This is a genomic window from Bacillus sp. EAC, assembly GCF_002156875.1.
Taxonomy (GTDB): domain Bacteria; phylum Bacillota; class Bacilli; order Bacillales; family Bacillaceae_G; genus Gottfriedia.
The window spans coordinates 253,647-266,161 of the sequence record NZ_NCSY01000004.1 but is presented as its reverse complement, the minus strand read 5'-3'; the positions used below and the strand labels follow the sequence as shown (position 1 = coordinate 266,161).

General features: G+C 31.8%; 17 protein-coding genes. 2 read left to right on the top strand and 15 right to left on the bottom strand.

Annotated elements, in window-relative coordinates; genetic code table 11:
• Positions 1–206: 206 nt before the first annotated feature.
• The 13 genes from B7R65_RS08805 to B7R65_RS08740 all read right to left on the bottom strand — a co-directional run bounded on the left by B7R65_RS08805 (position 207) and on the right by B7R65_RS08740 (position 9,287).
• The gene (locus B7R65_RS08805) at positions 207–668 is read right to left on the bottom strand and encodes a hypothetical protein (protein WP_088042392.1); all 462 of its coding nucleotides are present in this window, start codon (positions 666–668) and stop codon (positions 207–209) included.
• A gap of 167 nt (positions 669–835) precedes the next feature.
• On the bottom strand, positions 836–2,236 hold the full coding sequence (locus B7R65_RS08800) for a HAMP domain-containing sensor histidine kinase (RefSeq protein ID WP_088042391.1): 1,401 nt from the start codon (positions 2,234–2,236) through the stop codon (positions 836–838).
• A 7-nt stretch (positions 2,237–2,243) separates the two neighbouring features.
• The gene (locus tag B7R65_RS08795) at positions 2,244–2,912 is read right to left on the bottom strand and encodes a response regulator transcription factor (protein WP_088042390.1); all 669 of its coding nucleotides are present in this window, start codon (positions 2,910–2,912) and stop codon (positions 2,244–2,246) included.
• A 277-nt stretch (positions 2,913–3,189) separates the two neighbouring features.
• Entirely contained in the window at positions 3,190–3,666 is a 477-nt protein-coding gene (locus tag B7R65_RS08790) for a Gmad2 immunoglobulin-like domain-containing protein (RefSeq protein ID WP_088042389.1), read from the bottom strand.
• 66 nt (positions 3,667–3,732) lie between these two features.
• Positions 3,733–4,305, bottom strand: a complete 573-nt coding sequence (locus B7R65_RS08785; RefSeq protein ID WP_088042388.1) for a nucleotidyltransferase family protein — start codon at positions 4,303–4,305, stop codon at positions 3,733–3,735.
• Positions 4,306–4,819: 514 nt separating this feature from the next.
• A complete protein-coding gene (locus tag B7R65_RS08775) occupies positions 4,820–5,731 on the bottom strand; it encodes an AEC family transporter (RefSeq protein WP_088042386.1) in 912 nt (303 codons plus the stop codon).
• Positions 5,732–5,772: 41 nt separating this feature from the next.
• On the bottom strand, positions 5,773–6,117 hold the full coding sequence (locus tag B7R65_RS08770) for an SHOCT domain-containing protein (RefSeq protein WP_088042385.1): 345 nt from the start codon (positions 6,115–6,117) through the stop codon (positions 5,773–5,775).
• 201 nt (positions 6,118–6,318) lie between these two features.
• Complete coding sequence (locus B7R65_RS08765) at positions 6,319–6,537, bottom strand: hypothetical protein (protein WP_088042384.1); 219 nt, start codon at positions 6,535–6,537, stop codon at positions 6,319–6,321.
• 9 nt (positions 6,538–6,546) lie between these two features.
• Entirely contained in the window at positions 6,547–6,867 is a 321-nt protein-coding gene (locus tag B7R65_RS08760) for a hypothetical protein (protein WP_088042383.1), read from the bottom strand.
• A gap of 23 nt (positions 6,868–6,890) precedes the next feature.
• A complete protein-coding gene (locus B7R65_RS08755; RefSeq protein WP_088042382.1) occupies positions 6,891–7,277 on the bottom strand; it encodes a zf-HC2 domain-containing protein in 387 nt (128 codons plus the stop codon).
• Complete coding sequence (locus B7R65_RS08750) at positions 7,277–7,852, bottom strand: RNA polymerase sigma factor (RefSeq protein ID WP_088042381.1); 576 nt, start codon at positions 7,850–7,852, stop codon at positions 7,277–7,279. The genes B7R65_RS08755 and B7R65_RS08750 overlap by 1 nt, the downstream gene beginning before the upstream one ends.
• A gap of 190 nt (positions 7,853–8,042) precedes the next feature.
• A complete protein-coding gene (locus B7R65_RS08745; RefSeq protein WP_088042380.1) occupies positions 8,043–8,717 on the bottom strand; it encodes a glyoxalase in 675 nt (224 codons plus the stop codon).
• Between the two features lie 108 nt (positions 8,718–8,825).
• A complete protein-coding gene (locus B7R65_RS08740; protein ID WP_088042379.1) occupies positions 8,826–9,287 on the bottom strand; it encodes a MarR family winged helix-turn-helix transcriptional regulator in 462 nt (153 codons plus the stop codon).
• A 150-nt stretch (positions 9,288–9,437) separates the two neighbouring features.
• On the opposite strand from B7R65_RS08740, the gene B7R65_RS08735 reads away from it, so the two are divergent.
• Positions 9,438–10,376, top strand: a complete 939-nt coding sequence (locus B7R65_RS08735) for an NADP-dependent oxidoreductase (protein WP_088042378.1) — start codon at positions 9,438–9,440, stop codon at positions 10,374–10,376.
• A 52-nt stretch (positions 10,377–10,428) separates the two neighbouring features.
• Here the strand turns inward: B7R65_RS08735 and B7R65_RS08730 are convergent, their stop codons facing one another.
• On the bottom strand, positions 10,429–10,875 hold the full coding sequence (locus B7R65_RS08730) for a DinB family protein (RefSeq protein ID WP_088042377.1): 447 nt from the start codon (positions 10,873–10,875) through the stop codon (positions 10,429–10,431).
• Between the two features lie 229 nt (positions 10,876–11,104).
• Here B7R65_RS08730 and B7R65_RS08725 point away from each other — a divergent pair, with 229 nt between their 5' ends.
• Positions 11,105–11,653 carry a GNAT family N-acetyltransferase gene (locus B7R65_RS08725; RefSeq protein WP_179194818.1) on the top strand — a complete coding sequence of 183 codons (549 nt, stop codon included), beginning with the start codon at positions 11,105–11,107 and terminating at the stop codon, positions 11,651–11,653.
• A 72-nt stretch (positions 11,654–11,725) separates the two neighbouring features.
• On the opposite strand, the gene B7R65_RS08720 is transcribed toward B7R65_RS08725, so the two are convergent.
• Entirely contained in the window at positions 11,726–12,493 is a 768-nt protein-coding gene (locus B7R65_RS08720) for an SDR family oxidoreductase (RefSeq protein ID WP_088042376.1), read from the bottom strand.
• Between the last annotated feature and the right edge of the window lie 22 nt (positions 12,494–12,515).

Sequence of the window (12,515 nt, the reverse complement as noted above, 5' to 3'; positions counted from 1 at the left end):
AGGCATGCTAATACCACGACGTCCTGTCGTAACGCATGCATGACCCACATCGTGTGGGCCCATGTGGCTTTGCTCCCGCCCCACGGAAAGCGAGCAACCTGGAGTAGAAATGTACGAAACTCCATATTTAAAAGCAACGAACTTTACGAAAACATCCTATAAAAAAAACTCCTCACCAAGTCATAACTTGATAAAGAGTTTTCTTTTTATAAAGTCGCAAATTCTGTACCTTTTACTAGTTCAATACGAATTTTTGATAAATTGTCTTTTTCGTCAACATATGTACTAAGTTTCCAGTTTATCGCAAGAGTATCCTTTAAATTGTTTGCAGCTTCTTCAGATAAAAGGATTCCCTCAATTGCTGTACCTTTATCCTCATAATCCTTTTCCACTTCAATTCCAAATTTAAATCGTAATAAGGTCATTAAAGATCCTTTTGTCAAAAATGTAATTTGGTAGCCTTCATAAATAATTTTATTAAACTCTTCTTCATTTCGTTTATATAGTTTTAGTAAAGTCTCCCAATCTGGGAATCCCTTGCCAAATTGATTGAGAAATTCGTAATCTTCTTGTTTGAGAACTTCGACTAATTGACCATTTTCCACACCAGCACTACGTAATTCTTCAATCATAATTGCATAGTTAATCGAAATACTTACTCGGCTCATATTGTTCCCCCTACTAATTAAAAGAATTTTCATTTTATTCAACTTTACCACAAACATACTTATCGAACTAATAATATCGTATTCGATTCGATCAATTTTATTTCTGATGATAAGTTAAGTTTCCGAAAAAAAGTAGACTTGTTCAGAAAACAAGTCTACTCCACAAATTACTCAGCTATTTTTAAAATAATAATGGCAGTTGTACCTTCCCCATACTCACTTGTAATCTGCAAGTCTCCACCATAGTTTTCTATTAAATTTTTTGCAATGGATAATCCTAAGCCATTCCCACCATTTGCTCTGCTTCTTGCCTTATCCGCTCGATAAAAACGATCAAAAATATGGTTTATATCCTCAGCTTTAATTCCCATTCCATTATCTTTAACTTTTATATATAGGCTATCATGAGATTGAGTAACGTTAATATTTATTTTCGTTTCACTTTTATTACTATATTTAACAGCATTATCAAATAAGATAATGAGAATTTGCATCAGATGTTCACGTGCTATATTTGCTTCATTGATCACTTCAGCATTTACATTAAATTGAATGATTAAATCCTCATGTAATAACTGATAATTATTTATAATCTCATTTATTACTTCAATAATATTCGAAGGCGCATATTGACCAATCTGTTCATTCGATTTTTCTAATTTAGATAACTGTAAAAGTTCGTTAGTTAAGATGATCATACGATTTGTTTCATTAATACACGTATTCAATGAGTTCTCCAAAACCTTCTCATCTTTTTTTCCCCACCTATTAACTAACGATAAGTGACCATGAATAATAGCTAAAGGAGTTCTTAATTCATGTGATGCATCTTCCACAAAACGTTTTTGTCTTGTAATGGATGTTTCTAATTCATCCATCATCCTATTAAAAATCAAACCTAAATCAGATAGTTCATCATTTGTTTCTCCGACAACTACACGTTCTTTTAGTTGATTATTTTTGATTTTCGTCATTGTTTGACTCAGATCTTTAATTGGTTTTAAGAGATTTTTCGAAAAAAAGTAACCACTAAAAATACTAAATAAAAGTGAAATACTTGTACCAAAAAGTAATATAAAAAACGCTTCTTTAACAAACTTAGAGAAAATTTCTATATTCATTGCCACTTCTAGTACACCATGAAATTTTCCGTAGCGAAGAGCTTTACTTTTAATGAGAATTTCTTGATTATGCTTTCGATATTCTTGAAATTCTCCAACACTATTTTTATTAAAGTGGATTTCAGGCATCTTCCTGGAAACAGTAAAAATTACATTTCCGTTGTCATCTAATAAACGAATCATTTCATTATTTTGAATGATTTTTTCGAAATAAGATTTATTTTCTATTAAAGAAGTTTTGTCCGGTTCCTTATGCTTATATTCTTCATCTAAATAGGCCACCGTTTCATTTAATCTCTTTTCAATTCTGTGTTGCTGTTGATTAATAATAGAAATTTGAATTAAAGAAAGCTGAATAATATTACATAAAGTAAAGATGAAAAACATAAGACCTACAATCATGATTGTTATTTTCCATCTTATCGATAGTTTATTAATTACTTTCAAAATCCACCTACATTCTCATTACATACCCTGTACCTCGAACAGTGTGTATATAAGTATTATTTTTATCATCTAGCTTTGTTCTCAAATAACTAATGTAAACATCTACTACATTCGTTTCAATTGTTGAGCCATAGCCCCATACAGTTTCTAATAAGATTTCTCTTGTTAAAACACGATTGATATTGCTCATTAATAAATATAATAAATCGAATTCTTTTTTAGTTAAATCAATAACCGTTTCTTCTTTTTTAACAACCCTCGCAGCAGAATCAAGTGATAAATCCTTAAATTTTAAGCAGTGAATTTTTGTTGATCGATCGATACGTCTAAAAATTGCTCGCATATGTGCTAATAACTCTTCGATTACAAATGGCTTAGAAATATAGTCATCTGCACCACTATCTAGACCTGAAATACGATCAAAGACACTATCTCTGGCAGTTATCATAATAATTGGTGTATCTTTATGTGCTCTAATTCTTCTACACACTTCAATGCCACTTAAGTTCGGTAGCATAAGATCAAGTAAAATTAAATCATAGTCATTATCAATCGCTTGGTTCAGTCCATCTCGTCCATCATTTGAAATATGAACTTCATTTCCTTCATATTCAAGTTCTAACCTAATAAAATTTGCTAATTCTTTTTCGTCTTCTATAATTAATATTTTTTTCATTTATTTTATCCCTCATTTTCCTTATAATAACACTTATGAAATATTTAATTGTATTAGATAAGCATATATGTAAAAAATGAAAACGAACTTATATATTTTTTAAAATTTAATTAATAAAACATTAGAAATTTTTAATAATCTACGCAAATACTGCAATAGATACTATTTATTTTGCTCAATTATTAATTTTCATTAATATAAACATTAAATTAATTTAAGAAATTCTACAAATTAATAATAAAAAAGACTTTAGAGTTTTCTAAAGTCTTTTTTATTATTAATAATTTGGAAATTGTACTGGTATATTCAACTCATGTTCAGGAGACCCGTCTTTGGCGCTAGCAACGTATATAGTTAAAACGCCATTTGGGCTGGATGCTTGCTTATGGTTAATCTTGAATTTAAAGTTTCCCCACTCTGGTGCGCCTTGATCCGCCATGACACTTCCTTCAGCTAATACGTTATGCCCATCTTCTAAACGGTATAAAAACATTGCTTCAAATACACTCGCTTTTCCTTCTACTTGAAAAACATTATTAACTGTCTCTTCTCGAACGACTGAAATATCTTTAAAAACATCATTTCCATAAAGAGTAAGTTCATTTTTAGGTTCATTATCTTTATTTTCAACTGGTGTTTTATCCTTATCCTCAATCGTCGTCTTTCCATCCTTATTCCCATAGTCTTTCGTTTGGCAACTTGCTAAACACAATACACTTATGATAGCCAAACTAATAAACATTATCTTTTTCATTCAAAAATCCCCCCTAAATAGTCTATTACTAAAATTAGATATTGTTCTATGTATTATTATCTATTTTTAATAACTTTCAACTACAAGTTTTACTTTTGTCCACCTTTTATTCCAATTCTTTTTCGAAACTCTCTCATCAAAAATTGGAATCAGTTCTTTAGTTTGAAGAAAAGTAGGGGTTGGCTTTATGACACAATTTAATATATCCTCAACACCACATGGTGCTGCTAAAACTACTTCGCTCATTTCATTTATGCTCAAGCCAAGTGCAGTAGCTGTTTCAGGAAACTTCGACATCGCATCAATAGAAGAGTGATAAGGTGGTAAATTATTAATTAAATGCATTCTCGCTTCATTCTTTACTGACCAAGGAAGATTTGGAAGTTTACTTTTTAACATCTCTTCATATTCCTTTTCTACCATCTCATCTACATTGAATGGATCAAAGTAAATGACATCAATATCGTCTATGATGGTCCTTTCATCAAATCCATGTAATGTATCCCAAATTTTCGAGCGAACAAATCCAGCGCAAACCCACCAATCAGGTAATTGTAATTCTTTTGCCGTGTTTAATATATCCATCATCCATTTGTCATTTTTTACAAGGTTTATAATATCTTTTTCTGAATTTAGCATGCGTATTTTCTCCCTTACAATCGTCCGATTTGACTATATAAAAAAATAAAATATACTGTATTATGTTTAATAGAATAGAAAAACAGCCTTTAAGGAGTAGATGTCATTGAATTTATTTTCACATAGGGTTAACACAATACTCAACCTGTAATCGTCTAGTACTACCCTAGGGACTTTTACAGGTTGAGCCATTTTCTAGGGAGTGTTAACCAATGAATCATCATCTTCAAAAAAGAAACCGTAGTTATTTTAGGTATCAAAGACAAAGAGTTATTTCGCGAAAACTTAAACTCGTAAATTTTTTGGGCTATTCAGCAAAGTATCCTGGCTATTTTGCGAAGGGAAAAGTCCATTGTTCATGTTGGATGTGTAGTGTAAAAACTAGAAAAAATGGGTTTCCAATTTCTCAAAAGTCGCAGATTGAAAGCCTGAAATATAAACTGGAATTATATTATAAAGAAAACAATAAATAAAAAAATTGAAGTGATTGTCATAATGACAATCACTTTTTTCTTTAAAAAAGTACACTTGCCAATTGGATGACAATTGGTAACGTCATACTACTTACTATTGTTGAGGTAATCACTGTTTGTGCTGCAAAGCTCGCATGGGGGCCATTGAATGATAGAAGTGCGCTATTTCTAGAACTAGGAAACGCACTACCAATAAACAATGCTTTTGCTGTTACACCTTCAAAACCAAATAGTTGAATAAGCCCGAATGCTATTATTGGTCCACCTATTAGACGAAGCAAATTACTGATTGCTAGATTATTCCAACTTATGTCTTTGCCAGATTCAGCTAATTGTGCACCTAGTGTAACAAGAGCAAATGGTGCAAATGCATCCGTAACAGGATCAAAAACTGTTAGAATAGTTGAGTGCAATTTCACATGTGATAGTTGAAGAATAAATCCAAGTGCAACACTATATAGAATAGGCAGTTTAAGCATTTTAACAATGGCTTCTTTCATTTTAACTGCAGCCTCCGCGTTGTATACCCCCACTGTAAAAGTCATAACATTTTGAAAGAGTACAATTAAAACTCCAATACTTAAAGCAAATGGATCATTTTTAAATACTAATGCATTAACCGGTAATCCTAAATTCCCCGAATTATTTAAAGCGATACTATTTGCAAATGTTCCACGCATTGATGGCTCTACTCGTCTCCATCTACACACTACGTACGAAACTAGGGACATGACTGCAAACTGTACGATTAAATAAATTAATACTCCACCTGCGACAGATCCAGATAATGGACTATTATATATTTTCATAAATACAGCTACAGGAAGAGATAAATAGACTAAAAGATTGGTCAAAGTTGCTAAATGAAGATTAAAAATCCGCTTAAAAAAATAGCCAAGTATGACATAAAAAAATAATGGCAACATAACTTCCAATAATAACTTAATAAACATTTCCTTTCCTTCTTCCTAGTAAAAAAGATTAAGAATTTAAATTAAATATCTTGTTCAAGAATTTTTTCCTTTTGAATGATAAATTCACTTTCCGAAATAATTCCATCATCCTTTAATTTATTTAACTTCCGTAGTTTCACTTCAAAATCTTCTTCCTTTTTCAACCGATTATCATCAACATTTATTTCATAGTTAGCTATTCCTCGCGCATTAAATGCGTTATACCCGTTTATAATCGTAAGCATTAAAGCAATTGAGGTCCATAGTAATCCAAACCAACCAGCATTTGGTATAACCATTGTAAAACCAATGATGACAAAAATAATTCCGATGATCATTCCGATAATGGACTGACCTTTACTTTGTTTTACTCTTATTTTCCGCATAATTCCACCTCATTCTTAGCCTGATAAATGCTCTCTTATTAGAAATGTAAGCTAAGAACATGTTAAAAAGACCGATGAAATTACATACAGCTTATTTAAGTTTCACATTTAATATTCGACAAAAATCTAGTAAAAACCTACTTTAAATGCAAAAAGTCACCATAAAAAAGGTGACTTAAATTCCAATGCATATTTTTATGTTCACTTATTTTTCTTCAAATATAATAATGGATTTAAATTAACCATATCTGAATAGTTTTGAGTAAGTATTAAAACGTCAGCCTCTGCAATGCCCATCTTGTTTAATTCGTTTTTGAATTTCTTAATCGCTGATTTTTTAATAAAATTACTCTTAACATATAGTACACTTAGTTTCCCTACACTTGAAAATGATCTTATGATGATAGATAAGATATTCATTTGATAATCCTATATCTCATTCTTTGGTTCATTGTTATAGCTATTCTGATTGCTAACAACACGTGTTACGTCCTTTAGTGATAGCATATAATCAGTCGTCATTTTCAAGGCAACATCTTGTGGGATGCCAGCTTCTTTTAACTCTTTATATAGACTTCCTACTGCTTTACCCATTTCACGCGCAGATTCTTCTGAATATAAAATCTTAAATAATTTACTAAACAAATCGGGTACTTTTTCTGAAACAACTCCTAATAAATTCCCTACTTCTTTTGCATCCCAATTCACTTGGTTATGGTTATGGTTATTTTCGTAAAATTCTTTTGACATTCTATCCAACTCCTCTATTCTAATTAATGTTCTAGTTCTTTATAAATCTGTTTCGCTTCCCATTTTACGGTTCCAAACATTTTATGAAATGTAAGTTTTAGAATTTTAAAGGGGGAAAGCGCCAAGTTAAATGCATTTCGTATATCAGAAAACGAACTATTTCTATTCGTTCTTATTTCCGGCTCAGCCAGAAGAATATTTTCCCATAGCTCATTCGTAAAACTAACAGAAGGTATCAGCTCTTGCTTCTCTTTAATCTGATTTTGAATAGTGACTAAAAAAACTAATTCCTTTTTACAATTCTTACATTGTTTGACATGTTCTAATGCAATAATCGTTTCTTCACTACGTAAAGTTCCATTCATTAACCACGGTAAAAGTTCCTTTACTTGATCACACTGAGCGCTCATCATCTTCCCCCTTCCATTTGTAATTGTTTCTTTAAGTGGATTTTTGCTTGATACATCCTGCTTTTAACCGTTCCAATTGGAATTTTTAGTAGATAACTAATCTCTTTGTAACTCATAGACTCTTTTAATACTAAATAGAGTAATTCCGCATATGAAGGAGGCAGGGCATCAAGTGCATTTGAAATAGTAATTTCAGTTATTAAGTCTTCGGTAAAATCCTGTTCTAATGCTTCTGATTCTATCTCCATCGATTCGATATCAGAAATATCCCAGGTCTTCACTTTGTACTGTTGTCTTAAATAATCTAACAGCTTGTGTCTAGCAATACCGAAAATCCATGAGGAAAGACTAGATTCAGCATGATAACTTTTTGCACTTCGCCAAATCGTCAAAAATACGAGTTGCATTAAATCCTGAATATCACTTTCATTTTTTAATTGAATGCGAAAGTAACCGTAGATTCTTGGTGCAAACTCTTTATAAATTTCTGAGAAAGCTTGTTGATTACCAGATTTAATTTCATTCATCCATCTATTAAAATATGCTTCTTTTTTTTCAGACTCTCTATTAATCATCAAATGCTCTTGTCACCTCCCCCTTTCATAAAGTAAGTCGTTTCGAATGACAAAAAGGTTCGCGAAATTTTTATTTTTTTTAGCTCTATCAAAAAGATAGTACAAATTCGCTAAAAGCCGCTCCACTTTCGAGGTAGAGCCAGCAGGATTTCTCGCAGGTACAATATAAATAGTTTAAGATGATTTTATTTCATTTCAATTCAATAATACTAACCTCACCAATATCCGTAACCTTGATTTCTAATTTGTTATCAACTGTAATTGATACAGGAAAAACTTCAGCAATTTTTTCAGAAAATAGCCATCTTCTCTTAGGAGGACCTAGAAGTAAAAAACAACCTTTTGATCCCATGAAGTTTAAACTTTCATTTATTTCCCTATCCTCACGAACTTGAATGCCATTTAAAATTAGTCGGTTACCAATTAGATGAACATCTTTTGTTGTAACATTTATTTCACTAATACCAATAATTGACTTTGGTGAAAAATCTTTTGAGGTATTTGGCGAAATAGAATGTCTGGAAATAAATTCAACTATATTTCCAGATGGGTCTTCAAAGTAAAATGAATGTGCATTTAGAAATTCAAAAAAAATCTCATCTTTTCCATCTTCAATTGTTAGATTCACTTTTGTTTGAGCCCATTCCTTCGCTTCCCTAAATTTATTTGCTGGTATATTAAAGGCAAAATGATAAAATGGATCCTTTTCTGATTGTGTTTCTATAAACTTGAGTAAACTATTTCCAACTTTAACTGTGAAGCTATCACTCATTATCTCTGTACTTTCAAATTGAAGCTTATTAATATAGAAATCTCTCGTTTCCACTAAATTAGTCGTAAGTAAAACCACTTTATTGATTAGCATTCAAACATCTCCTCACTATTTGCACATTGACTTATCTTTCATTTTATTCCTCGAACTCCTTTTACAATTATTCAATTTAAAATGAAACTAAAAAAAAAGAATATCCTTCTAGACATTCTCTTCTTGTTTTAACTCAAATAATAAATTATATAGTTGGGTACGCTGCTCTTGAGGTAAATATGCTAACGTTTTTTCTGCCGCCAAACTCATAGAAGCTCTCGCTTTTTTGATATCCTTCAACGCCTGAGGAGCTACTTTTAAAAGTGTCGCTCGTCGATCTTCAGGATCGGAACACCGAATAAGATAGTCTTCTTTTTCTAAAGCATCAACAAATTGTGTTACTGTTCGTGGTTGAATTCCAAGTTTAGCAGCGATATCACTCATTCTTATTTGACCGGCTTCCTCTACTGTAATTAAGAATCTAAGCCTTGGCCCTGTTAAAGCAGAAGGTGTATCAAACGTATTTAAGGTATTTTCAAATTGCCTATGAAGATGATGTGTAGTTTTAAATAGCATTTCTAAAAGAGCACCTGCTGTTGGGTTTTGTTTAAAGTTAGATTTATTATTCATCATTTTACTCCTTGACGATTTTCATTTTACTGAGTATACTCAACATTAATTACTGAGTATATTCAACAATTTAACTTACACCTATTTACTGAGTTTACACAATTTGTTTATACACTGTAAAGTTCTTAAATAAAGTTCAAAGGGGGAAATATGTTACCTTCAATGATTAATACAATTAGAGTACATGAATATGGAAATACCGATGTTTTAAAATATGAGCAGATAGAATGCCCTCAGCCTTCAAACAATGAAGTACTTGTGCGTGTTCATGTCGCAGCTGTGCTTCCAATTGATTGGAAAATTAGACAAGGATATCTCCAAAAATTTAATCCAATGAATTTCCCATATACTCCAGGTACATCTTTTTCTGGAGTTGTTGTAGCAATCGGGAAATCTGTTAAAGAGATAAAGGTTGGACAAATGGTATTTGGGAGAAGTCCAAACGGGGCATATACAGAATATTTAGCAATAAAAGAATGTGATATTGTATTAATGCCTACAGGATTAACATTTGAAGAAGCTGTAACGATATCTGGAGGTGCAGCTACAGCTTGGCATGCGTTGATTACTGAGAGTGGTTTAAAAAAAGGGAACAAGGTTCTTATACACGGTGCGGCGGGTGGAGTCGGTCAATTTGCAGTTCAACTTGCCAAATTAGTTGGTGCCGAAGTAATCGGAACTGCTTCAACGAAAAACTTGGAATTTGTTAAAGCATTGGGAGCAAATTCTGTGATTGACTACACTCAAACTCAATTTGAAAAAGTTGTAGACAAGGTAGATATTGTTCTTGATACAATTGGCGGCGATACGTTAGATCGTTCTTGGTCTATTGTGAAAGCAGGAGGGACAATTGTTTCGATTGTTGCTTTTCCTAATGTTGAAATCGCGAAACAATTAAATATTACTGCCATTAAACCAACCCAGATACCAACTAACGAAGTATTTTCTAAAATAGCGAAATTAATCGCCCAAAAAGAATTAACTGCTAATATATCAAAAAGTTTTCGGTTGAATGAAGTAGCAGAGGCACATAAATTAAGTCAAACCGGTCATGGGAATGGGCGAATCATTTTAAAAATTCACGAATAATTACATTAGCAAAAGAAGAGGTACTCACCAAACAATGAGATCCTCTTCTGCTTTAATCTATGATTCGTAAAATTTGCTTTTTATGATGTAAATCGTGTTCAACTGTTCCTTCTAAGTACTCTAAAATGGAATAGTTTCTATAAAATGGAATGATTAAATCATCTTCCTCAAATCCTTTAAGTAATTCATTTAATTTGTTTCGTTTGTTTATAAATGTGTTTATTACTCTTCCTTTTGTTTCATTTCTTCCGTATTCTGCCGCAAATGAATTATACTCATCAACATCAGGAGGAGATGGAAATTCCCCATTATGAATCGAGAGTCTCGAATCAATCATATAATAATCCCATGCATGTAAATGTGAAATAATTTCTGCAATCGTCCACTTTCCTTCAGCAATTTCGGTTCTCCATTTACAATCTGATAATTTCTTTAATGAAAGAACCCATTTTATCATATCATTGCTATGTTTCAATAAGACTTCACGTGATAAAGGCATATAAATATTTCTCCCTTATTAATAAGAATATTTCCATTCACACATGCAACTAATCTCTTTGTTGTATGTCAAAAAATAAATCTGAATTTTTCAATCAAAATAAAATTAAAGTGTATAAATTCTTCAGATTTAAACGATTTCCTTCTACTTATTAATTTCTGAGAAGGGTTTCTTTTTATTAAACGGAATTAATACACATATGTTTTTGTTTAAAAGTAGGAGGAAAATAATGATTTTTGAAAAAGATAATTTAACGATTCGTCAATTAAATGAGTCAGATACTCCCTTTTTAAGTAAGTGGCTATCAGACCCCAATGTTCTACAGTATTACGAAGGACGAGATAACTCATTTGATGAAGAAAAAGTACGAAGTGTTTTTTTGAATAAAGATGAAGCAGTACAAATGTGTATCGTAAGTTTTAAGGAACAAGAAATTGGTTATATTCAATTTTACAAGCTAGATGATTATTCAAAAAATGAATATGGATATGAAAATTCTACCGATATTTTATTTGGTATGGATCAATTTATAGGAGAAGTAGATTTTTGGAACCGAGGAATTGGTAGGCAATTAGTATCTTCAACAGTTGAATACTTAGTAAATCATCTTAAAGCTGATAAGGTAGTAATGGATCCTCAAACATGGAATAGTAGAGCCATTTCTTGTTATGAAAAATGCGGCTTTAAGCGCGTTAAACTACTCCCTAAGCATGAGTGGCATGAAGGAGAGTATAGAGATTGCTATGTAATGGAATATGATGCAATTCATTCTAAATAAAAAACTGTGTAAAGATTCACGCTTTACACAGTTTTTTTATTTAAATGTTTTATTTAATATCATGCAGCTTTTTTAGCGCATAAATCCACCTTCAGAATGTAGAATTTGGCCGGTAATCCAGTCACCATCTTCACTTACTAGAAACTTAATTAGTTTAGCCACGTCACGAGGTTCGCCTATTCGACCAAATGGAAATGCAGGTAATAACTGTTTTTCAATCTGATCCGTCATCCATCCAGTATTTGTAGGACCAGGATTTACTGCATTTACTGTGATTCCTAACTTTGCAACCTCTGCAGCTAATGTAATCGTTAATGCATCAATCGCGCCTTTGGTTGTCGCATATGCAAGTTCACCTGGCATCGGCCCTTTAAATTGACCTGATGTTATATTAACAATTCTACCACCGTACGTAGATTTAAAATTTTGAGCAAAAAGGATACTTAATAAAGTTGTAGCTTGAATGTTTACAGCATAATGTTTATAAAGCTCTTGATGCGTTAAATTTGTAAAATCATTATTTGTAGAATAAGCAGCATTATTAACTAATACACTCGGGTTTCCAAGTTCACTTATGACTCTTTGAAAGAGTTCATATGGTGCATCCTCTTTTGTTAAATCAATTTCGAGAGATGCAACTTTTACCCCTTTGCTTTTTAATTCGTCTTTCAATTTGATTGGCTCGTTAGCTTCAACACCCCATGGCATTTCTAAGTCATAATTAGTCCAATATGTAAAAAATATATCAAAACCATCGTCAGCTAATGCGTGACAAATTGAAGCTCCAATCCCATTTAAGCGACTTGCTCCAGTAATGACTGCTATTTTATTTTTGTTCATCTTTTTCTCCTCTAATTTAATT